This is a genomic window from Bacillus safensis (genome assembly GCF_039619585.1).
Classification (GTDB): Bacteria; Bacillota; Bacilli; order Bacillales; family Bacillaceae; genus Bacillus; species Bacillus safensis.
Genome location: NZ_CP154909.1, coordinates 3,192,378 through 3,214,401, shown reverse-complemented (window position 1 = coordinate 3,214,401; position 22,024 = coordinate 3,192,378). Strand labels below are relative to the sequence as shown.

The 22,024-nt window shown below is 43.2% G+C and carries 19 protein-coding genes; 14 read left to right on the top strand and 5 right to left on the bottom strand.

Annotation, left to right across the window (positions count from 1 at the left end; all coding sequences use genetic code 11):
* Position 1 precedes the first annotated feature (1 nt).
* The 3 genes from AAYR28_RS16535 to kduI all read right to left on the bottom strand — a co-directional run bounded on the left by AAYR28_RS16535 (position 2) and on the right by kduI (position 3,178).
* Complete coding sequence (locus AAYR28_RS16535; protein ID WP_034281156.1) at positions 2-1,468, bottom strand: spore germination protein; 1,467 nt, start codon at positions 1,466-1,468, stop codon at positions 2-4.
* Between the two features lie 103 nt (positions 1,469-1,571).
* Positions 1,572-2,342 carry a 2-dehydro-3-deoxy-D-gluconate 5-dehydrogenase KduD gene (kduD, locus tag AAYR28_RS16530; RefSeq protein ID WP_029707470.1) on the bottom strand — a complete coding sequence of 257 codons (771 nt, stop codon included), beginning with the start codon at positions 2,340-2,342 and terminating at the stop codon, positions 1,572-1,574.
* Between the two features lie 8 nt (positions 2,343-2,350).
* On the bottom strand, positions 2,351-3,178 hold the full coding sequence (gene kduI, locus AAYR28_RS16525) for a 5-dehydro-4-deoxy-D-glucuronate isomerase (protein ID WP_041115552.1): 828 nt from the start codon (positions 3,176-3,178) through the stop codon (positions 2,351-2,353).
* Between the two features lie 259 nt (positions 3,179-3,437).
* Between kduI and AAYR28_RS16520 the strand changes: the two genes are divergently transcribed.
* From AAYR28_RS16520 to AAYR28_RS16465, 12 genes are all read left to right on the top strand, one after another.
* Positions 3,438-4,448: a LacI family DNA-binding transcriptional regulator gene (locus tag AAYR28_RS16520; RefSeq protein WP_120207839.1), complete on the top strand. Its 1,011-nt coding sequence runs from the start codon at positions 3,438-3,440 to the stop codon at positions 4,446-4,448.
* Positions 4,449-4,534: 86 nt separating this feature from the next.
* A complete protein-coding gene (locus AAYR28_RS16515; protein WP_120207837.1) occupies positions 4,535-5,551 on the top strand; it encodes a sugar kinase in 1,017 nt (338 codons plus the stop codon).
* Positions 5,523-6,122, top strand: a complete 600-nt coding sequence (locus AAYR28_RS16510; RefSeq protein ID WP_065214849.1) for a bifunctional 4-hydroxy-2-oxoglutarate aldolase/2-dehydro-3-deoxy-phosphogluconate aldolase — start codon at positions 5,523-5,525, stop codon at positions 6,120-6,122. Before AAYR28_RS16515 ends, AAYR28_RS16510 begins: the two co-directional genes overlap by 29 nt.
* Before the next feature lie 121 nt (positions 6,123-6,243).
* Positions 6,244-6,699, top strand: a complete 456-nt coding sequence (locus AAYR28_RS16505) for a GNAT family N-acetyltransferase (RefSeq protein WP_120207835.1) — start codon at positions 6,244-6,246, stop codon at positions 6,697-6,699.
* Positions 6,700-6,768: 69 nt separating this feature from the next.
* Positions 6,769-7,770 carry a sugar-binding protein gene (locus tag AAYR28_RS16500; protein WP_034281148.1) on the top strand — a complete coding sequence of 334 codons (1,002 nt, stop codon included), beginning with the start codon at positions 6,769-6,771 and terminating at the stop codon, positions 7,768-7,770.
* Complete coding sequence (locus AAYR28_RS16495; protein ID WP_120207833.1) at positions 7,767-9,209, top strand: sensor histidine kinase; 1,443 nt, start codon at positions 7,767-7,769, stop codon at positions 9,207-9,209. The genes AAYR28_RS16500 and AAYR28_RS16495 overlap by 4 nt, the downstream gene beginning before the upstream one ends.
* Entirely contained in the window at positions 9,203-10,621 is a 1,419-nt protein-coding gene (locus AAYR28_RS16490) for a response regulator (protein ID WP_120207831.1), read from the top strand. The genes AAYR28_RS16495 and AAYR28_RS16490 overlap by 7 nt, the downstream gene beginning before the upstream one ends.
* A gap of 103 nt (positions 10,622-10,724) precedes the next feature.
* Positions 10,725-11,990 (top strand): ABC transporter substrate-binding protein, encoded by a 1,266-nt coding sequence (locus AAYR28_RS16485; RefSeq protein WP_120207829.1) that lies wholly within the window; start codon positions 10,725-10,727, stop codon positions 11,988-11,990.
* Between the two features lie 56 nt (positions 11,991-12,046).
* Positions 12,047-13,018: a carbohydrate ABC transporter permease gene (locus AAYR28_RS16480; protein ID WP_120207827.1), complete on the top strand. Its 972-nt coding sequence runs from the start codon at positions 12,047-12,049 to the stop codon at positions 13,016-13,018.
* On the top strand, positions 13,015-13,836 hold the full coding sequence (locus tag AAYR28_RS16475) for a carbohydrate ABC transporter permease (protein WP_024426281.1): 822 nt from the start codon (positions 13,015-13,017) through the stop codon (positions 13,834-13,836). Before AAYR28_RS16480 ends, AAYR28_RS16475 begins: the two co-directional genes overlap by 4 nt.
* A 147-nt stretch (positions 13,837-13,983) precedes the next feature.
* Positions 13,984-14,934 carry a mannose-6-phosphate isomerase, class I gene (gene manA / locus AAYR28_RS16470; RefSeq protein WP_120207825.1) on the top strand — a complete coding sequence of 317 codons (951 nt, stop codon included), beginning with the start codon at positions 13,984-13,986 and terminating at the stop codon, positions 14,932-14,934.
* A gap of 124 nt (positions 14,935-15,058) precedes the next feature.
* On the top strand, positions 15,059-17,689 hold the full coding sequence (locus AAYR28_RS16465; RefSeq protein WP_120207823.1) for an N-acetylglucosaminidase: 2,631 nt from the start codon (positions 15,059-15,061) through the stop codon (positions 17,687-17,689).
* 17 nt (positions 17,690-17,706) lie between these two features.
* On the opposite strand, the gene AAYR28_RS16460 is transcribed toward AAYR28_RS16465, so the two are convergent.
* Both AAYR28_RS16460 and AAYR28_RS16455 read right to left on the bottom strand, forming a co-directional pair.
* Complete coding sequence (locus tag AAYR28_RS16460) at positions 17,707-18,897, bottom strand: CDP-glycerol glycerophosphotransferase family protein (RefSeq protein ID WP_120207821.1); 1,191 nt, start codon at positions 18,895-18,897, stop codon at positions 17,707-17,709.
* An 11-nt stretch (positions 18,898-18,908) separates the two neighbouring features.
* A complete protein-coding gene (locus AAYR28_RS16455; protein WP_120207819.1) occupies positions 18,909-19,679 on the bottom strand; it encodes a WecB/TagA/CpsF family glycosyltransferase in 771 nt (256 codons plus the stop codon).
* 357 nt (positions 19,680-20,036) lie between these two features.
* Here AAYR28_RS16455 and tagD point away from each other — a divergent pair, with 357 nt between their 5' ends.
* Positions 20,037-20,426 carry a glycerol-3-phosphate cytidylyltransferase gene (gene tagD / locus AAYR28_RS16450; protein ID WP_008343212.1) on the top strand — a complete coding sequence of 130 codons (390 nt, stop codon included), beginning with the start codon at positions 20,037-20,039 and terminating at the stop codon, positions 20,424-20,426.
* A gap of 97 nt (positions 20,427-20,523) precedes the next feature.
* A complete protein-coding gene (locus AAYR28_RS16445) occupies positions 20,524-21,978 on the top strand; it encodes an alpha-glucosyltransferase N-terminal domain-containing protein (RefSeq protein WP_120207817.1) in 1,455 nt (484 codons plus the stop codon).
* Positions 21,979-22,024 lie beyond the last annotated feature (46 nt).

Sequence of the window (22,024 nt, the reverse complement as noted above, 5' to 3'; positions counted from 1 at the left end):
TTTAATCTCCTTGTCTTTTGAGATTTTTTATTTTTGCTGTTTTTGGTCTGGATTTAAATAGCCCGATTGGTAAACGAACGTACGTATCCTTTAAATCTGAAAACGGTGAAGAAAGCACTGGTGTGAAATAGTCAAAACCAAAAGTCTTTAACTGCATCAGGTGGCAAAGTACAAATAAATAACACATGATTAAGCCGTATAACCCAAACAATGCTGAACTAAAAATGGCCATAAACCGCAAAATACGCAGTGGGAAACTAAAGTCATATGACGGTGCTGTGAAGTCAGCCAGTGCGGTCAGCGACACAATAATCACCATTAAGGCGCTGACGATATTGGCTTGGACAGCCGCCTGACCAATAATAACGCCGCCAATGAGTCCAATTGTCTGTCCGATGGCTCTTGGAAGCCGTAGTCCAGCTTCCCGCAGCAACTCTATCGTAAAAGACATGAGAATGGCTTCGACAACAGGAGGGAAGGGAACATTCTGCCGGCTGCCTGCGATGGTGAGTGCCATTCTTGTCGGTAATAAACCGGGATGATAAGAGACAAGTGCAATGTAAAGGCCGGGTAAAAAAATCGTGAGCAGCACGGCAATATAACGAAGTAAACGTAAAAGAGTCGCGCTTGTCCACCTCTGATAATAATCCTCCGGAGATTGCATCAAAGCTGTAAGTGTCATAGGTAAAATGAGGGCAAAAGGAGTCCCATCGAGCAAAATCGAGACTTTGCCTTCAAGCACAGATGCAATCACCCGGTCAGGACGTTCTGTGTTTTGTATTTGTGGAAAAATGGAGATGTGACTGTCCTCAATCAGCTGTTCAATATAGCCGGTTTCAGGGATATCATCCATTTTGATTTCGGTCATGCGTGATAGCACATCTTCTACTAGTTTAGGATCAGCAATATCACGAACATACACAAGAGCAGCGGATTTTTTATTTCGAGTACCTATACTCACCTTTTGAATCACAAGGTGAGGGTCGTTTGCCCGCTCACGGAGTAAAGCCGTGTTTTTTTCAAGATTCTCAATAAATCCGATCCGCGGTCCTCTTACAAGAACTTCAGATTGCGGCTCTTCTACTTCTCTAAATTGAAAAAGATTCGTATGGAGCGCAAGCGCTTGAGCCGCTCCATCTACAAATAAAATAGCCCTGCCGCTATATAACTGCTCGATGGCAAGGTTCATATCATCCAGCACATCACTTTGAATGCCAAAGAACGTTTTTGAAAGGGAGGAAAGTGTAGCAGAACCAACCTCGGTGATGTCGAGTTCCTTTTGCATAGGTGAAATGATTTGCTTAGAAAGCATCTCAAATTCTGTGAGTCCTTCAACGTACACGAGACATGCAGAAATAGTGGAAGGACCAAATGAAAAAGAGTGGAACACGATATCATCACTTCTTCCGGCAAAGCTTTTGACACGCTTAATGACGGACGCTATATCTTGTTCAATACGACTTTTCATAATACCTCACCCTCATCACATGTTTTTTATAGAGTGACTCGGAAGGTGGAGAATTATGCAAATAGAAAAAAGAGAATCCCCTAATAGGAATTCTCTCGTATATTTATCTTGCAAGCCAGCCGCCATCAACAGCTAAAATGTGGCCGTTCATATAATCAGAAGCTGGTGAGCTAAGGAAAACAGCCGCACCGGCTAGATCCTCAGGCTTTCCCCAGCGCCCGGCTGGAATTCGTTTCAGAATCTCTTCATTTCGATTTTCGTCGTCACGAATGGCTTGTGTGTTATTGGTCGCAATATACCCAGGCGCAATCGCATTCACTTGAATATGCTGGCTCGCCCATTCGTTGGCAAAAGCTTTCGTCAGCCCTGCGACAGCATGCTTACTTGCTGTATAAGCAGGGACAAAGACGCCGCCTTGAAACGATAGAAGGGAGGCGATATTGACGATTTTCCCTTGCCCATTTTTCAGCATCTGCTGTCCAACCTTTTGCGTGAGGAAAAAGAGACTGTTGATATTCACATCCATGACCGTATGCCAATCTTCCTCTGAATAGTGAGCCGCCTGCTCTCTTTTGATTGTTCCAGCATTATTGATTAAAATATCAATCGTATGCTTCTTTAATATGGCGTCGACAGCCTGCTTTGCAGACTGAGGGTTAGAAAAGTCAACCTGAACCGCATGAAATGATCGGCCTGCCTGTTCGACAAGCGCCTTTGTTTCTTCAAGCGGTGTATGGTGATATGTGCCGATGATATCTGCTCCTGATTTGGCAAGCGCCACGGCAATGCCTTGCCCAATACCGGTTCCAGGGCCTGTCACAAGGGCTGTTTTTCCTTCAAGGGAAAAGAGGGACGCTGCATATGAAGTTGTCATCACTTTCGTTACCTCAGCTGATCCATTGGAACAAAGTCCATATCTTTGAATGTATAGTTTTCTCCCGCCATTGCCCAAATAAATGAGTAATTCGCTGTACCTGAGCCTGAATGAATGGACCATGCAGGTGAAATGACTGCTTCTTCATTTGCCACAACAAGATGTCTTGTCTCAGATGGCTCTCCCATAAAATGAAAGACCCGCGCATCCTCTTCGATATCAAGATATAAGTACACTTCCATCCGGCGATCATGAATGTGAGCGGGCATCGTGTTCCATGTGTTATTGGTTTCAAGCTGAGTGATGCCCATCATGAGCTGACAGCTTTGGATGCCGTCTGCATGGATGACTTGATACAGATTTCGTACGTTGGAAGCAGCTGCTTCCCCTAAGTGGTTTGGTGTTAATTCAGCGATGGCTGCTTTTTGCGTAGGATACGCCCTGTGAGCCGTGGCTGATACTAAATAGAACTTGGCCTGCTCGCCTGATGAACTAGCGAACTGTACATCTTCGTGACCAAGACCAATATATAAGAAATCTTTATGCTCCAGCACAAAGGCCTCACCATCAACAGTGACCGTTCCTTGTCCGCCGACATTTACAATCCCGATTTCTCGTCTTTCAAGAAAATACTCCGTCCGTAAAAAGTCTCCGGCATCTAGTGTGATCGGCTCTGCTGCCGGCATGGCTCCGCCAATCACCACGCGGTCCTCATGCGAGTAATAGAGCTTTAATTCACCACTGACAAACAGTGTAGGAATATGAAAATGACGACGAAGTTCCTCTGTTGTAAAACGTTTGACCTGCTCAGGATGTACAGCATAACGATTTTCCATTTGGATAAGCCTCCCTTTCCATCTGAAACAAATATTGATATTTATTTGGTATCGGTTTCAAGGAAAATTCTAGAGGAAAAAGAGAGCGCCGTCAACCGTTAATTTGAAATCGCTTTCTTTTTCTCTGGTTAGACAAATTTTTGCCATCATCATGCAAAAAAATCTTCTGAAATGCATTCAATTATGATATGCTTTTTTTAAGTTTATTTGAAATCGGTTTCGAACCAAATGAGAAGATCAATTGTGGGAGTTTTTTTGAATGAAAGAGAAAAAGCAAACGAAAGTCACCATTAATGAAGTTGCAGCTTATGCAGGGGTCTCAAAATCAACTGTATCCAGATATATCAATGGCAGAACAAATGAAATTTCTTCAGAAAAGGTAAAAAAAATCAAGAAAGCCATTGAGGAACTCCATTATCGTCCGAGTCAGCTTGCTCAAGGATTGAAAGTTAGAAAAAGCAAGGTCATTGGGTTTATTGTAGCCGACATTACGAATCCATTCTCTGTGGCAACACTTCGCGGGGTCGAAGAGATTTGTGATGAATATGGATACAGCATTATGGTGTGCAACACAGATAATCGTCCAGAAAAAGAACGGGAAATGCTCCTAAAGCTGAATGCACATTATATTGAAGGGCTCATCATCAATACGACAGGACAGAACAATGACATTCTGGAGGATTTTCAGAAAAATGGTGTGCCGATTGTTCTTGTGGACCGGAAGCTGCCTGAACTGAAAGTCGACACAGTGACCACGAATAACCGTGATATCACCATCCGGCTGCTTCAACAAATGTATGAGAAAGGCTATGATCATATCGCTTTCTTTACTGAGCCTGTCGATGGAATCAGCCCTCGTGAAGAACGAAAGGAAGCATATGAACAGACAGCTTTGAGTAAACAGAAGAAGCCGATCATTGCACAGATTGATTTAAAGCAAAAGGAACAAATGCGCGAAGAGATTGTCCGTTTTTTACAATCAAACGAACAGAAAAAAGCGATTTTAGCCGGTAATGGATTACTCATGCTGAAGCTGATTAGTGAACTTGTAGAGCTTGGGGTGAAAATTCCTAAAGAGATAGGCATTGCAGGGTTTGATGATACAGAATGGTATAAGCTGATTGGACCTGGAATCACAACGGTTGCCCAGCCATCTCATGAAATGGGGAAAGCAGCCATGCAAAAAATCAAGACACGGCTAGAAGGGGATGAAAGTGCGCCCCAAACGATTCAGCTTGATGGAGAAATCATTGTGAGGAAATCTTTATAAACGATAGGCAGAGAAGAGTATACATACGTGCATGCTCTCTCTTTTTCAACTGATTTGAAACCGGTACCGAGGAAGGGGAGAAATGAGTGAAAGCATTGGATGCGGTCACATTTGGGGAATCAATGGCGATGTTTTATGCAAAGGAAGCCGGAGAGCTTCATCAAGTGCATACATTCCAAAAGGCGCTTGCTGGTGCAGAGAGTAACGTGGCTGTCGGTTTGGCGAGGCTGGGCTTTCGTGTGGGATGGATGAGCAAAGTCGGAGCAGATTCACTTGGCACATTTATTTTAGAAGAGCTTCAAAAAGAAGGGGTCGATACAAGTGCAGTACTCCGTTCAAATGATGGGTCTCAAACGGGAATCTTACTTAAATCAAAAGTGATGGATGGAGATCCTGACGTCACGTATTATCGGAAAGGCTCTGCTGCGAGCACAATGAGTCCAAGCGACTTTCCAGCCGCCTATTTCAAACAGGCAGGCCATCTTCATATGACTGGTATTCCGCCTGCCTTATCGAGTGGAATGAGAGCGTTTTCTTTTTGTGTCCTTCAAGAAATGAAAGAAGCGGGCAAAACCATTTCATTTGATCCAAATCTTCGGCTTCAGCTGTGGGAAGAGGAGGAAGATATGATTCATACGGTGAATCATATCGCTTCGCAAGTGGATTGGTTTTTTCCAGGGCTTGCAGAAGGGCAAAGGCTCACGGGTTGTCACGAGCCAGAAGAGATTGCAGATGTTTATTTGCAAAAAGGTGTCAAGCTAGTGGTCATTAAGCTAGGGGCAGAAGGTGCCTTTTATAAAAGTGCAGCCGGTCAGGGGATTGTGAATGGATTTTATGTGCAGGATGTCGTAGACACAGTTGGAGCTGGTGATGGATTTGCAGTGGGGGTCATCAGCGGCTTGCTTGACGGCTTATCAGATGAAAAATCTGTGACAAGAGGCAATGCGGTTGGGGCACTTGCAGTGATGTCACCGGGCGATAAGGATGGACTGCCTACCCGGGAGGAGCTTCAGGCTTTTATGAAAGAAGCCAAGCGATATCAAAGGCGGGAGTATATGAAAGGGGATGAGAGATATGGGAAAGTCAGCAAGTTTGAGCGTTAAAAAGCAGCTAGCGTCTTGTAAATTGATCGCAGTGGTGAGAGCGGGTAGTGAAGCAGAAGGCATTGAAATGATTGATCGTTTAAAGAAAAAAGGAGTCCGTGCCATTGAAGTGACGTATACCACGCCAAATGCTGAACGCATCATCGCATCCTTCCAAGAGGAGCAGGACATCATTGTAGGAGCGGGAACAATTACGACGCTGGAGCAGGCACAATCAGCCATTGAGGCAGGCTCACAGTTTATCGTTAGTCCAGGATATCTTCCTATGATTGGTGAACATCTCTCATTTTACGACACACTCTATGTACCAGGTGTCCTCACCCCAAGTGAAATCATGCAGGCGAAAGCAGATGGCTACTGCTTGCTCAAGCTATTTCCAAGCGGCTCCTTCGGTTTATCCTATATGAAAAACCTGCAAGGTCCATTTCCAGAGATTGAATTTATTCCAACGGGCGGCATTCATCCAGCTGATGTTCCAAAGTGGCTCAAAGCAGGCGCGGTGGCTGTCGGTGTCGGAAGTCAGCTTGAAAGCAGTACAGCAGAGGAATTACAAGCCGTTCTTTCCTCATAAATACTTGTCAAACGAACAAACAATTAGCTCGTGGATGCCGGTTGTTTGTTCGTTTATCTGACATAACAGCAGATGAAATTTCAACTCTTCACGTACAATGTTCGTGAAGGAGTGATTGAAAATGTACATTCTACAAGATGAACTTACAGATGGACGAATTGACCAGCTGATCACCGCACATATAGAAGAGATGAAGGAGCATTCGCCGCCAGAAAGCATTCATGCCCTTCCATTAACTGATTTAAAAAAACAGGATGTCACCGTGTGGAGTGTGCGAGATGGAGAGGAGCTTCTTGGCTGTGGAGCGTTAAAGGAGCTGTCAAGTAAACATGGGGAAATCAAATCGATGAGAACCGCAGCCCTCCATATGCGAAAAGGTGTAGCGAGGTATATGCTGAATCATCTTCTCCAAGAGGCAAAACGTCGCGGGTATACACGTGTCAGCTTAGAGACAGGGGCAATGGCTTTCTTTGAACCAGCAAGAAAACTATATGAGAGCGCTGGATTTCAGTATTGTCCGCCTTTTGGTACATATCAAGAAGATCCAAACAGTTTATTTATGACAAAGGAATTATAGAGGTCGAGAGAGTATGCTTATAAGCAGCTCTTTTTTTTATGCGGAAATAGTGGGAAGGAGGAGGACACGGTGAAATTATCTAAGTGGATCGGAATGAGCGCATTTCTCACATTTTGTGTGGTATCTGTCATCTTCTTAACGTTATTAGGTCAAGATTTATTTAAAATTGAAAGCGCTTCCGATGAAACGGCGTCAACGTATCAATACCATTTTGTCCTTGTACCGGAGGAACTTGATAACGAATATTGGCAGCTTGTACAAAAGGGAGCTGCGGATGCGGCAGACGTTCATCACGTATATCTAGAATATTTGGGCCCAAAACAGGCGGATGTAGACGATCATCTGAAAACTATTGATATGGCGATCGCTGGGCATGTTGATGGCATTATGACGCAGGGACTTGATGCTAAGAAATACAAACCGCTTTTTCAGAAGGCGAGGGAAAAAGGCATTGATGTCGTCACCGTCGATACGGATGCAGAGGGGAGCAAGCGTCAAGTGTATGTAGGGACGGACAATTATTATTCAGGTTTTATCGCAGGACAGGCACTCATCGCAGATACAAAAGGTGAACAGTATGTAGGAATTGTCACAGGCAGGCTGGATGCCATTCATCAAAAGCTGCGCGTCAAGGGCTTTCGAGATGCCGTCTCTGCTGAAAAACGCATTCATATTGCTGGAATAGAAGAATCAGCCATTACGAAGTCAGGTGCCTCAGGTGCCGCTTATAAACTATTAAACGATCATGCAAAGCTCACCTCATTTTATGGCACAAGTGCATTAGATGGTGCAGGCATCATCCAAGCAATTGCACAGTATCGATCATCCACTGATTTTTATGTGCTTGCATTTGACACATTGCCTGATACGATTCAGGCGCTTGATGATGGGACAATTGATGCCGTCGTCGTGCAGCATCCTTATGAAATGGGCTATCAAGCGGTTGAATCGCTTGTTCGTTTGCAGAAAGGTGAAAAAGAAGAACCGCTCCAGTACACGGGAACGAGTGTGATCCGGCGCGGGGATCTGCCTCTTCAGCAAACAGACAGAAAGCAGGGGATGCAGCCATGAGAAAGATTCGAAGTAAGCTGTTATTAGCATTTTTAATCCTTGTGCTTCTTGGCAACGTAGCCGCTTTTTTTGTCTACTGGAGCAGTTCAAAAATCACATCAGAATATAGCCGGAGCTTCCGTTCTTTTCTCCTGCTCAATGATATATCAACAGAGGCGAAAACGATGTATGAAAAGGTTAATGCCTATGCCATTGAAAAGGATCGGAAGTTTGCCAAAGAATATCTTACGTCAAAACAGAAAATGAAATCATACGATCAAGCGCTGCGAAAGGATGCCGGTCTTCATGCGGCAATTCCTTCTATTGAAAAATATCAATATATGATGCGGACGCTCATCAATGAAAGTGATGCGACCATGACACATGTGAAAGAAGGGAAAATCGAAGAATATGCTGCAAGTGTGAAGGAAGTGAGAACCGTCTCCTCCTATATACAAGAGCAGACGATGACCCTGCTTGATGATGAATTGTCTGAGTATCAGATACTCTATCAATCTCTTCAAAAAAGACATCAAACCTATGCGCTCTTTACCTTATGCCTGTTTACGTTATCAATCGGGGTCGCCTTATGGATGGCGTATATGATTGCTGGCGGGATCTCAAGACCCATCGTTCATCTGTCCCGAAGTGTAAAAGAAGTATCAGAAGGAAATTTTGATGGAGCGAATTTGCATGTTACCACAAAGGATGAAATCTCTGTTTTAAATGAAGCCTTTCAGCGAATGCGGCAAGAGATGAAAATGATGATTGAAGAGATCAAACAAAAGGCAGCATTAGATCAAAAAATCAAAGACATGAAGCTAAAAACGCTGCAAAACCAAATGAACCCGCATTTTTTATTTAACACATTAAACATCGTTTCACGGATGGCTTACTTAGAATCAGCAGAAGCCACATCGAGGTTGATTCAATCCGTTTCCACGCTGATGCGGTATTCGCTGTCTGCTCTAAGTACATCCGTTACATTGGAACAAGAAGTGAAAGTGGTGAAAGAATATTTTCATATACAAGAAACGAGATTTGCCGATCGTATTACGTGCAAAACGTCCATCGATGAATCATGTTTATCTGTGCATATCCCAAGTCTTACCTTACAGCCGCTTGTCGAAAATGCCTTCATTCATGGCGTTGAACCAAAGGAGGAAGAGGGACTTGTTGAGCTCTCGATCTATCAAGAAGGCGGCTATGTGATGATTCAGATTCAGGACAATGGGATGGGCATCAATGAACAGGAGAAAAGAAGATTGCTGTCAGAAAAAGAAGAGGAAGATCCGAACATACTGAGTAAAGGCCACTCGACAGGAATCGGTCTTCGAAATGTAATGTCAAGACTGCGCTTGTTTTACGGGGTGCAAGATGCCCTTCAAATTGATTCAAAGCCAAACGAAGGCACCACCATACAATTGGCTATTCCGATAAAGGAGGGACCGGCATGCTGAACGTGCTGATTGTCGATGATGAAAAAATAGAACGGCTAGCTATGCGGAAGTTCTTAACCGAATGGCTTCCAGAGTGTCATATAGCAGGAGAAGCGGAAAATGGAAAGAAGGCGGTTGAATTCGTGCAGTCTGAGCCCATTCATCTTGTGCTCATGGATATTCAGATGCCTGGCATGGATGGACTGACAGCGATCAAACAGATCAAAGCAAGCAGTCCTCATACAAAATTCATTATGCTGACAGCCTACGATACATTCGATTACGCCAAGCAAGCGATGCAGGAAGGGGTGAAACAATACCTCGTCAAACCAGCTGACAAGGATGAAACCATCGCAGCCATTCGATTTGTAGCAGCAGAGATTCAGCAGGAGGCGTCTCTGCGGCAGGAGGCAACGGCCGATCAGCAGTCAAAGTGGCTTGAAGCGCATGTCATGAACGGTCAATCTTATACCGAAATGGAGTTTCAACAACTATTTTCCGAATATGAAGCAGGTCTTATCATTGCTGTGCAGCGGACAGAAGGAGATCAGCTGTTGATCGATTTACAGAAATCTGCACGATTTCATACGGTGCCGATTCAGATGGGGGGAGAACTGTTTACATGTCTCATTTATAGTCAGCAGGGACCAGGTCAGCTAAAGGCAGAGGTGCTGCAAGCCATTCGAGCTGCCATGACAAACGGTCAGCCTTCACCTGTCGTTGGCATAGGGCATCCAGTCTCAAACCCGCTTCATCTTCAGAAAAGTGCAGCAGAGGCGAAGCTTTCCTATTATCAGCGAAAAAAGAGTGGCGGCGTTGTTCGTTATGGCTTTTACCAAACAGAAGTGAAGCCCCGCCCATTGATTCATCTGCCGGAGCTTGCAGACAGCATGATGCAGGCGCTCGAGGAAGGGAGAAGAGAGGATGCGCTAGCTTTATTTGATGCCTTTGAATTAGAGGGGGCGGCGATTTCGCAGGTAAAAGAACTGCTGATTCTCTTCAAATCACGCCTCCGAACAGATCTATCGATATTGACAATCAGCACCGCGGCTGAATGCCGCCAGTGCTGTGAACACCTATTTGACGTGTATGAAGCGAGAACACAGACCATCAATGACATCGAGCGGGCAAAACGTTACATCAAAACGCATTATTGTGAACAAATCACACTTGAGCAAACGGCCGCTTATGTTGATTTAAGTCCAACCTATTTCACAAAACGATTTAAAGACGAGACGGGTCTGACATTTAAAGAGTATGTGACAGCCTGCCGGCTGGATAAAATCAAAAAGCTCCTCAAAGACAGCACGCTTAGCTTAAAAGAAATTACCTATCAGGCAGGATATACAGATCCTAATTACGTCAGCCGTGTGTTTAAGAAGATGGTCGGCTGTTCACCGAAGGAATATCGAAAACAGGCCGTAAAAAAATGAAGAATTTCATAAAAAAGTGAAGAAGTTTGCCTGAAAATAAGCAAGGATCTGCCATTATACTTATTTTGATAACGCTTACAAAATAGGGATAGGGGGATCAATTATGAAGTTCAAATTAGGCTTTACACTGCTGGCACTCTGTATGCTTATCGTCACTGCCTGCAGCTCATCGACGAACTCAGAGGCAAAAAAAGAAGGCGGAGCGGAGAAGCTCGAAATTTTCTCTTGGTGGACAGGAGCAGGTGAGGAAGACGGGCTGAAGGCACTCATTCAATTGTTTGAAGAGGAGAATAAAGACATTCCAATTGAAAATGCAGCCGTCGCAGGTGGTGCTGGTACAAATGCAAAGGCTGTCCTGACTAGCCGGATGCAGGGAAATGATCCGCCTGCTACGTTTCAAGTGCATGGCGGGGCGGAGCTGAATGAGAGCTGGGTCGCGGCAGGCAAAATGGAGCCTCTGGATGATTTATATGAAAAAGAAGGCTGGAAAGACAAATTTCCAAAATCACTGATTGATCTTGTCAGCAAAGATGGGAAAATCTATTCCGTGCCAGTGAACATTCACAGGGGCAATGTGCTTTGGTATAACAAGAAAGTATTTGATGATGCAGGCTTAGAGCCGCCAACGACATTTGATGAATTTTTCAAAACAGCAGATGCATTAAAGAAAAAAGGAATCACACCACTTGCACTTGGAGATAAGGAGCCTTGGGCAGCGACTCATTTGTTTGAAAGTGTTTTGCTGGGTGTATTAGGGGCAGATGGTTATCAAAAACTTTGGGCTGGCGATATGAAAATGGATGACGCAAAAGTGAAGGAAGCGTCAGACATCTTTGGACGTATGCTTGAATACGTCAATGATGATCACAGCTCACGTAACTGGCAGGATGCCTCGCAGCTCGTGGCTAAAGGAGAAGCGGCAATGAATGTCATGGGCGACTGGGCGAAGGGGTACTTTGTGAATGATCTTGATTTGAAGGTGAATCAAGACTTTGGATACACAGCGACTCCTGGAACGGAAGGAAGCTTTATGGTGATCACCGATACATTTGGACTGCCAAAGGGTGTGAAACAGCCAGAAAACGTGAAGAAATTCTTATCTGTTTTAGGATCTGTGGAAGGACAGGATGCGTTTAATCCGCTAAAAGGATCGATTCCAGCACGTGTGGATGCAGATGTATCAAAATATGATGAATACGGAAAATCGGCGATGAAGGCATTTAAAGAGTCAAAACTGGCGCCGTCTCTTGCTCATGGCTCAGCTGCTGAAGAAGGGTTTGTGACAAAAGCGAATCAAGCCGTCAATATCTTCGTGACACAAAAAGACAGCAGTCAGTTTGTTTCATCTTTAAAAGATGCAATGAAATAAAGACGAAGGAGGCGGCGGCTAGGCACCGCCTCTTTTTTAAAAAGGAGTGTAGCTTCATGCGCATAGACACATCGCCGATGGCAAAAACACCTGTGCCCAAAGTTAAACGTATGCGGAAAAAATGGAATGGAGACCAGCTGCTGGCGCTGCTCTTTTTAGCCCCGTCAGCGGTATTATTATTCATCTTTGTTTACGGTTTTATCGGCTGGACAGGATATGTGTCATTATCAAACTGGACCACGCTTGTTCCTGATTTCTCTTTCGCAGGTCTTCGCAATTATGTCATGCTGTTTCAAGATTTCCGCTTTCAATCAGATCTTCGAAACACGGTCTTTTTCACTTTATTTTTTATTGGGGCTGTCATTATCTCTGGTCTTGCACTTGCGATTTTACTAGATCAGAAGATCAAGGGGGAATCTCTTTTTCGGAATTTATTCTTCTTTCCGATGGCCCTTTCCTTCGTTGTCACAGGAGTCGTATGGCAATGGATTTTAAACCCGTCAACTGGGGTAAATTTATTTTTGAAAACGCTTGGTATCCAGCCTAAGTGGTATACGGATACGAATATATTGGCCGGATTTGTCTGGGGGAAAATTGAGTTTGGTGTACCTGCGGCCATGATTGCTGTTGTGATTGCAGCTGTTTGGCAAATGACAGGCTTCTCTCTGGCGATGTATTTGGCGGGTCTGCGAGGAATTCCAGAGGAAGTAAGAGAGGCTGCTAGAATGGATGGTGCAACGGAGTGGCAGATTTACTGGAAAATCATTTTCCCTCTTTTAAAACCGATTACTGCAAGTGTTGTCATCATCATGGCTCACATTTCTTTAAAGATCTTCGATTTGATTTACTCGATGACAGGGCCGGGTGCGAACTTTGTCACGGATGTTCCGGGCGTGTATATGTTTGAAATGACCTTTAGAGGAAACCATTATGCAGGCGGTGCTGCCATTGCGGTTGTCATGCTGATCTCTGTTGCGGTCTTTATCGTGCCATATCTTCTGTCGAGCCGGAAGGGGGCTTCATCATGACAGCCAGATGGTTTGTCCGTCCAGTTCTTTATGCTTTATTGATTTTGTGCAGTCTCTTTTTTCTGATGCCTGTTTATGTCATGCTCGTCACAAGCTTGAAGCCATTAGGTGAAGTCACCCTTGAGCGAATGTGGTCGCTGCCATCTACTATTGATTTTTCAAGCTATCAAATCGCGTTTGAAAAGCTGGCGCCCAATTTAATGAATTCTCTTTATCTTGTCATTCCTGCTACTTTATTGTCAGCTGTATTAGGTGCAATGAATGGCTATGTATTATCAAAATGGCGTTTCAAAGGATCAGAAGTCGTCTTTACGCTGATGCTGTTTGGGATGTTTATTCCATATCAAAGTATTCTGATCCCGCTCATTCAATTTTTGCGTGAAGTCGGATTGTATAATTCAATTCCAGGGCTTGTGCTTGTCCATGTCGTATACGGGCTTCCGATCACAACACTCATGTTCCGAAATTTCTATGTGAGCATCCCAGATGAAATGATTGAATCGGCGAAAATGGATGGCGCAGGGTTTATCGGGATTTTCAGACATATGATTCTGCCGCTTTCGATCACAGGATTTGTTGTGGTGGCCATTTGGCAGTTCACAAATGTGTGGAATGAATTCTTATTTGCGGTTACGATGACCACTGCGGAGCATCAGCCGGTGATGGTTGCCTTGCAAAATCTATCAGGCAGTCAAATTGTGCAATGGAACGTCCAAATGGCAGGGGCGATATTGGCTGCGCTGCCGACCCTGCTCGTCTATATTCTTCTTGGAAAATACTTTGTCAAAGGGCTTCTCGCAGGCTCTGTCAAAGGGTAAAATATTTTTTGTGTTATCGTTTTCATTCGGTGTACTGAAAGGATTGACTTCTCTTTAGATAGCGTCATAATAAAAGTTGAGACTTACTAGTTTTCATCAAGCTAGGTAAGGATTATCAAAGGGTAGCAAAGGGAGGAGTCATCCTGAATGAAGCAGTCACCAATTTTTTTACTGCCTGAATTGAAGGAGAGAATATGGGGAGGTACAGCCTTAAGGGATCAATTTGGCTATGATATTCCTTCTGATCAAACGGGAGAATGCTGGGCAATTTCTGCTCATCCAAACGGGCCAAGTGTCGTGCAAGACGGTCCATATAAAGGGAAAACGCTGATCGAACTCTGGGACAATCATAGAGAATTGTTCGGGGGGATAGAAGGCGACCGCTTCCCGCTGTTAACCAAAATTTTAGATGCAAACCAAGACTTGTCCGTGCAAGTACATCCAGATGATGATTATGCGGAAAGACATGAAAATGGCGAGCTTGGAAAAACAGAGTGCTGGTATATCATTGACTGCAAAGAAGGAGCAGAAATGATCTATGGGCACAATGCAAGAACAAGAACTGAGCTTGTCACCATGATGAATAGCGGAGATTGGGAAGGTCTTTTGCGGCGGGTGAAGATTAAGCCTGGTGATTTTTATTATGTGCCAAGCGGTACCATTCATGCGCTTTGCGAAGGAACGCTTGTCCTTGAAACGCAGCAAAGCTCAGATACAACCTATCGCGTATATGATTATGAACGAAAAGATCAGGATGGCAATGAACGTGAACTTCATTTTGCGCAAGCGATTGATGTCACAACGGTTCCTCATGTAGACGGGTATGCAGATGAATCAGTTGAAACACGCCGGGGAGTGACCATTCGTACATTTGTCGAAGCAGAATATTTCTCTGTGTATAAATGGGAAATTGATCAAAAAGTAGAGCTTTCGCAGGATTATCCGTTTTTGCTATGCAGTGTGATTCATGGAGAAGGGTTTTTAGAGCATGACGGACACACATATCCACTGCCAAAGGGCGCTCATTTTATTCTGCCGGCTGAAACAGGAACCTTCTCAATTGAAGGATCTTGTGAACTGATTGTGTCGCATATATAAGGAAAAGAGGACTTCGAGGGGGTCCTCTATTTTTCTATTGCATAAATGACTTGAAAGAGTACTTGTTTTTGTCGATAAAGAGATTAGTAGACTATTATGCAAAGTTAAGAGAGGGACAGGGAACGTGAAAAAAACCATCAAGATTATGTTACTCGCAGCTGCCTTTGGTATGACATTACACACGGGTAAAGAAGCGCAAGCAGCCTCCTATGTCGATCAATCCATTTATACGATGAACACCTCAAAAGTATTTACAACAGAAGCAGAAGTGAAAAAAGCAGTGGAAACACTGAAGAAAGACAAAAAGTGGACAGCCACTTATCAAACCTCAGGAAATACGTCGACCTATCAGCTCACTGCTTCAGGATATGATTCGCAAGCAGCAGCGAATGCAAGTGCAGCTGCATTAAAAAAAGAAGTAGGCATGAGCGGTACGGTGTCTCCAGTAGGTGACCGCCTTCCTTTACAAAAGGTCGTTACTGATCCAGTTAATGATGAAAGTCAGGCGAAAAAGCTTTCACTCGAACTAACGAAAACATCAGGGCTCAATAGCTCCTATGAAGTCATCAATCAAAGCAAACCTTCTTATCAGGTCATATCAGGAGCCATTGATTCTGAAACGAAAGTGAAAAATATTCAAACCGAGCTGCAAAAGCAGGCAGGCGTCACCAGTACATACCAAACCGAAACGAAAGCTGGCACTGTGTATCAGCTGATTTCAAGCGGTATTGTTGGACAAAGTAAGGCGAATACCATTCTGCAAGGCTTTCAAAAGGCATCCGGCTTAACAGCAGTGCTTCAAACGGTGACAGCAGGTAAGCCGTATTACATCGTCACATCCGCTGCACAAGCGAACCAGTCGAAAGCACAGACGCTTCTTACTCAACTGCAAAAGGAAGCAAAGATCAGCGGGAAGATTCAAAAGACAGGTGCTTTAAAAAATGTCTACAGCTTGGAATCAGGCTATTTTAAAGACAACAAACAAGCAGCTTCAGCTGCAGCTCAGATTAAGAAACAAACCGGTGCTGCAGGTACTGTGCAGCGCGTGGGAAAAACAAAAAATTATATCGTGAAGCTCAATCAATTAAACGATACAGCTTACGCCAAAACGGTAGCTTTTTTCAAGAAAAAGAAATGGCGCTACACGTCCAAAAAGATTTCTTCTACACAGCCATATCAAGTCGTGACGGGAAACCTTTTAGGAGATGACCAAGTCAAAAAAGCAGCGGCTTTCTTCCAAAAGAAAAAAGTATCTGCGACAACGAAAAAAACTGGCAAGGTATCAGACAGCACGTATCGACTCGTGGTCAATCAAGCAGTGGACCAAGCGAAAGTGAATAAAGGGGCCGCCTACTTAAAAACGCAGAAGCTGACAAGCAGCATAACCACAAGTAAGGGACAGGCTGTCAGCAAAACGTATAGTCTCAAAACAACACCTGTATTTGAACAAAGTAAAGTGAAACAGGCTCAAGAGATCATCAAGAAAAATGGCGTTGCCAGCAGTACAAAAACGCTGACAGAAGCGGTCAAGCAATACCGTATCACGACAGAGCCGACAGTGAATCAGACAAAACTGAATCAAGCACTCAGCTATTTGACGAAACAAAAAATGAAGGCCGCTGCTCAAAAAACAGGCGCAGCCGATTATGCTCAATATCAGATCAAAACAGGTGCCATCTCAACCGCTGCACTGCGTGATCAAGGCATGGCATTTTTCAAAAAACGGAATGAAACCGCAGCGTATACAACAGCAACGAAACCAACTTACAAAATCAACATTACGCAGCAATTTACAGGATTAACAACTGTAAATGAAGCCATTGCTTTTGTGAAAAGCCAATATGGCTGGACCGCCACAGCCGTAAAAATTAAAAATGGCCCAATGGTTATGCAAACGAACTACAACCTTACTGTCAATGAGATGGTCAACAAACAAATGAAGGTGTCGCCACAGACAGATGGTGCGGCCTATGTCTATGCAGCATATGTAGACCAAGCAACATCGACAGTGAATACGGATGGCTTAAATGTCCGTTCTACACCTGATTCGAGCTCTGCAAGCAACATTGTGGCACAGCTCAATAAAGGAGCAAAAGTAAAACAGCTTGGGAAAGAAGGGAACTGGATCAGGATCAACCTCGGCTGGAGAAATGCAAGTGCAGCAGAGGTGCAAAAATATGTAGATCCAGCTAATATTGCAGAAGGCACGCAATCTTATTTTCAATTTCTGAAACTCTCTGAAGCTGCGAATCTCAATCCAGCAGAGGTCAATTCAAAGATTTTAGCAGGAAAAGGGATTCTTGCGGGTAAAGGACAGGCCTTTATTACAGCAGCAAAAACGTATCATATCAACGAAATTTATCTTATTTCTCATGCGTTGCTTGAAACGGGTAACGGAAGTTCCATTTTAGCGAATGGTACAATGTTTAATGGAAAGAAAGTATATAACATGTATGGCATTGGCGCATATGACAGCAATCCGAATTATCTTGGTGCAAAGTATGCGTATGAACAACAATGGTTCACGCCAGAGACTGCCATTATTGGCGGAGCAAAATTCATTGGAAACAGCTATATCAATAATGCCACATACAAGCAAGATACAATTTATAAAATGCGCTGGTCGGCTGCAGCGACTCATCAATATGCAACAGATATTGGCTGGGCTTCTAAGCAAGTCACTCGCATGTATAGTTTGTATAACCTGCTTGATGACTATACGCTGTATTACGATATCCCGGTGTATAACAAATAAAAAAACGTCCGTGCTTCCTAATGAGAAGCCGGACGTTTTTTGTGTAGGAGCAGCTGCTGTTCAATAAATGAGAGGAGCTGCTGACTTGATTGTCCCTTTGAATATTGGTTCCATTCCTCAGCAAAGGTTTTGATTCGTTCTTTATTGTTTAATGCGTTTAGGTGCAAAAGCTCCTGCAAGAGCATGTCTTGAGTGACGCAAGCCTTACCAGGAATGATGTCTTCATAACGGTCGACTAAGCCGCGTTTCTCCCGATAAGTGTCTAAGTCATAAGTGAAGAACAAGACAGGCTTTTCGAGCAGTGCATACTCAAACACAATGGACGAATAATCTGTCACCAGGACATCACAAGCACAAAGCAATGGATAGAGCGGCTGATCGGACACATCAAATATCCATTCACCGTCTGTTTCTGCTTTCGCTAAATGTTTGACCGCAGGATGAAGCTTGACGAGCAGAATGTAATCGCCATTCAGCTCAGTTTGCAGCTGCTCTTTTGAAAAAGGCAGCACAAGACCGTCCATTGCAAAGTCTCGATAGGTCGGTGTATAGAGCAGGATCTTTTTCCCTTTTGGAACATCATTCAGCTTCAAGGAAGGCTGATGCTGTTCATAGTACACATCCGTCAGTGGTACACCAGTTGGTAAAAAGCGTTCATCATTGACCCCAAACGAGGTCTTGAAAATCTCACGCATGTGATCTGAGCCTGTCACAATGTAATCGAAAGACGCATAGACACGTTTGAAGCGTTCGATGTCACGGGGACTTCGTTCAGAATTTGAAGCATCTTCAAGCCCGAACTTTTTCAAAGCCCCATTGGCATGCCATACTTGAATACAGGTGGTAGAAGGCCGTTTTCTGAGCACACTCGTCATGAGAAAGTAATTATCCGTCACGACAACCTTGCTTTTAAACATCGTATATATACATTGAATGAGATGGAGAGGATTTTTTTCATGAAAATAGCGAAATGACAGATGAGGCCCGTCCTTTTCTATCGCAGAAGCATGCTTCGTATAGAGGATAGTGAGCTTCATTGTCATGTTCGCCTGTTGTTGATAAGTATGAATGAGAGCAGCCGCATTCTCTTGGAATGAAACAAGCAGCGTCACCTGGTTTTCACGAGGTTTCACGCCGCTCATCAGCCATCCAATGAAAGAAATAAAAGCTGCGTAACATGAAATCATCATTGAGCGTATATTCATCATTTATCAGTCTCTCACAGCTGCTTCGTCTGATCCTTTACTTGCTCAGGATAGTAACGTTTTTTTCCTTTGCTTTCTTTCAATACGGCAAAAGCGTACTTAGGAATATTGAGCATTCGTTTCCATCTCCATGGATTCACAATCAATCTGTACAGCCATTCTGTATTTGTCTTAATCATCCAGCGTGGTGCACGCTTCACCGTTCCGCTAAATACATCAAAGCTTCCGCCTAAACCGATGCAAACAGCCTGCGGGAATAAATGGCGGTATTCGTAAATAAAGTTCTCTTGGTTTGGATAACCTAATGCAACGAACACCATATCAGGTTTCGAGCGCGCGATTTGCTTCGCTACGAAACGTTTATCGGCTTGATAGCCGTCACAGCTTCCGGCGAGGACCACATTTGGATATTCCGTATCAATTCGCTGTTTCACAGCCTCAAGCACTTCTTTTTTCGCACCATATAAAAAGATTCTTTTAGACTGCTTGTTTGCTAGGTCAAGCATAGACATGAAGACATCAAAGCCGGCAATTCTTGACTTAAGCGGACTTTGGGTCATGCGGGACATCAATACGACGCCTACGCCATCCGGCAGTACATAATCCGCAGATGAGACGACTTGATGGTACGCATTATCCTTCATGACGGCATAGCCTATCTCTGGATTGACAGTCGCAATCATGGCGCCTCTTCTCTGAGAAATATGATGCTGGTTCATATAGCTGATAAATTCATCTAAGTCGCCGTTTACATAAGAAAGGTTAGAGACCACTTCTGTTTGCATTGTTTAGACCTCCTTTTTAACTTGTTATCTATGAACGTTCATTGTAAATTCATTCTTCGCCTACTCATCATTTTATCACAGATGCTCCATGAAATATTAACAATAACTTTACAAACCTTTAAATTTCATGACATTTTCATCATTTCATCTCGACGATCCTTTGTGAAACATTGATTCTTCGGACTTTTCCTCCTGCGCCCAGTAAATTGGAAATAGTTTGTCTTTACATCCGCTTAACGTTTGGTGGGCGCTGTGATATAATGAGGTTCCGAAGAGCGAATCGAATATCACAGAATTACGGATAAATTACTGCACGAATGCAGTCGAATAAGGATTGAAGAAAGGAGTTTGTTTGCAATGAAGAAAGTTATAACTTACGGTACATTTGATTTATTACACTGGGGGCACATTAAGCTGCTAGAACGTGCAAAGCAGCTTGGAGATTACTTAGTGGTGGCCATCTCTACAGACGAGTTTAATTTACAAAAATCAAAAAAAGCTTATCACAGCTACGAGCATAGAAAGCTGATTCTTGAAACCATTCGTTATGTAGACGAAGTCATTCCAGAAAACAGCTGGGATCAAAAAGTCCGTGACGTGCAAGAGCACGATATTGATGTGTTTGTCATGGGAGATGACTGGGAAGGTAAATTCGATTTCTTAAAAGAACATTGCGAAGTCGTATACTTGAAAAGAACAGAAGGCATCTCGACAACACAAATTAAGGAAGAAATTGCAGGACTTTAATAGATCGAAAAAAAGTACTTCTTATCTTTTGGTGAGAAGTACTTTTTCATGTAAAATACAATGAGTAAGCCATCAATATTATGAAGGAGAGCTTCCTTTGTTTCAAAATTGGATGAAGAAAAAAGTTGAAGACACATTGGATCAATCTGAACAACATGAAACAATGGCATCAATGGACGTGCCTGATATGGACTATTACTTTATTATGGGTGATGTGCCAAAACAGGATGAGAGCTTAACGAAATCTTTAAAGGCAAGAATAAAGCCATTGGCTGATCAGCATAAACGTACTGCAATTTTAACTTTAAATTACGATGCAAATGTGAAAGAATGTATTCATAGCTTGGAGGAGACATTTCCTAACCAAGTGGACATCTTGAATGTATTTGAACACTATATCTTACCGGAAAGCGGAAGTAAAAGACGTTACTCAGAATTTATTGCCGGTGAATCATCACATCAGATCAATGAAGCTACTTTTCCAGAAGGTGCATCCACGATTCAAGTGACGAGATATGAATTGCCTTCTTCTCCCATTTGTTATATTAATCAATATAATGAAGAGCAGCAATTAGTGAAGAGGGAAGAATACAATTGGCAGGGCATTTTGTGCAGAGTACAAAGCTTTGTTCCACATTCAGGTGCTCTATACTTAGAGGAATTAATCAATGACGACGGCAGCATCTATATGGAGATCATTTATCCTGGTGATGCAAAAAAGAATCCAGTTCGGCATATTAATTGGTATAAAAAAACAGGAATTCAAACATTTACAAAGAAGACGGATATTAAACAATTATGGCTATCCAGCATTCAATCACAAAATGACCGTTTGAAACTGATGATCACAGAGGACCGTGATCAAGACCGCCACCTGTTTAAAATCGATCAGCCTGAAACAACCTATTACGCTGCATTTGTGCATCACGCACATTATGAAGAAGATCTGCATCAAGTCAATTCTCAATATGGAGAATTATTTAAACAAATAAGAAAGCAGCAAGTGGATGCTGTCTTTTTTGGGGATACTAAACATAAAGAAGATGTCGAAAAATTATTGGGAGAACAAGCCTATTTTTATCTTGTTGAGACTGTTTGGAATACGGCGATTCATCATATGCTCGAAAATCGTGAGCATAAAGATGAACTGAGAGGGATCGTAGACAGCATGAAATGGGCCTTGCGTGATCTAAGCTCTGAGCATCATGTTCTTCACCTTCAACTTGAGTTAAAAGATGAAATGAGTCATGCGGATCATGTGCAAATTGATTTCGCAGGATATGATCGAGTGAATGGAGCTGAAATCATCTCTCAAACAATCGATGAGAACCATCAAGTCAGCTTCCCAATCGGCCATTTTCAAACAAAGAAAAACATTGAAATCAACCAAACGAAATTTGTGGATTTTTACATTCGTTTTAATACAGAAGAACTTCAAGAGGTTTTGCAAAGGGTAGAAGTAGAAGGAGAATTGCTTACAAATAAACCATCGTCCATCGATGGATGGTCATATCAAACGAAAAACGGATATTATTCATGGAAGATAGGTTGAAGAATTTTGAAAGCATGTGAAATTAAATTGAAAAAAATTCTAACGA

Bases quoted from the DNA above. Each gene is read 5' to 3' on its own strand.
- AAYR28_RS16485 (WP_120207829.1), top strand. From the start codon at position 10,725: ATGAAGTTCAAATTAGGCTTTACACTGCTGGCACTCTGTATGCTTATC.
- AAYR28_RS16460 (WP_120207821.1), bottom strand. From the start codon at position 18,897: ATGATGAATATACGCTCAATGATGATTTCATGTTACGCAGCTTTTATT.
- AAYR28_RS16520 (WP_120207839.1), top strand. From the start codon at position 3,438: ATGAAAGAGAAAAAGCAAACGAAAGTCACCATTAATGAAGTTGCAGCT.
- AAYR28_RS16490 (WP_120207831.1), top strand. From the start codon at position 9,203: ATGCTGAACGTGCTGATTGTCGATGATGAAAAAATAGAACGGCTAGCT.
- manA (WP_120207825.1), top strand. From the start codon at position 13,984: ATGAAGCAGTCACCAATTTTTTTACTGCCTGAATTGAAGGAGAGAATA.
- AAYR28_RS16475 (WP_024426281.1), top strand. From the start codon at position 13,015: ATGACAGCCAGATGGTTTGTCCGTCCAGTTCTTTATGCTTTATTGATT.
- AAYR28_RS16455 (WP_120207819.1), bottom strand. From the start codon at position 19,679: ATGCAAACAGAAGTGGTCTCTAACCTTTCTTATGTAAACGGCGACTTA.
- AAYR28_RS16480 (WP_120207827.1), top strand. From the start codon at position 12,047: ATGCGCATAGACACATCGCCGATGGCAAAAACACCTGTGCCCAAAGTT.
- AAYR28_RS16495 (WP_120207833.1), top strand. From the start codon at position 7,767: ATGAGAAAGATTCGAAGTAAGCTGTTATTAGCATTTTTAATCCTTGTG.
- AAYR28_RS16510 (WP_065214849.1), top strand. From the start codon at position 5,523: ATGGGAAAGTCAGCAAGTTTGAGCGTTAAAAAGCAGCTAGCGTCTTGT.
- AAYR28_RS16505 (WP_120207835.1), top strand. From the start codon at position 6,244: ATGTACATTCTACAAGATGAACTTACAGATGGACGAATTGACCAGCTG.
- AAYR28_RS16535 (WP_034281156.1), bottom strand. From the start codon at position 1,468: ATGAAAAGTCGTATTGAACAAGATATAGCGTCCGTCATTAAGCGTGTC.
- tagD (WP_008343212.1), top strand. From the start codon at position 20,037: ATGAAGAAAGTTATAACTTACGGTACATTTGATTTATTACACTGGGGG.
- kduI (WP_041115552.1), bottom strand. From the start codon at position 3,178: ATGGAAAATCGTTATGCTGTACATCCTGAGCAGGTCAAACGTTTTACA.
- kduD (WP_029707470.1), bottom strand. From the start codon at position 2,342: ATGACAACTTCATATGCAGCGTCCCTCTTTTCCCTTGAAGGAAAAACA.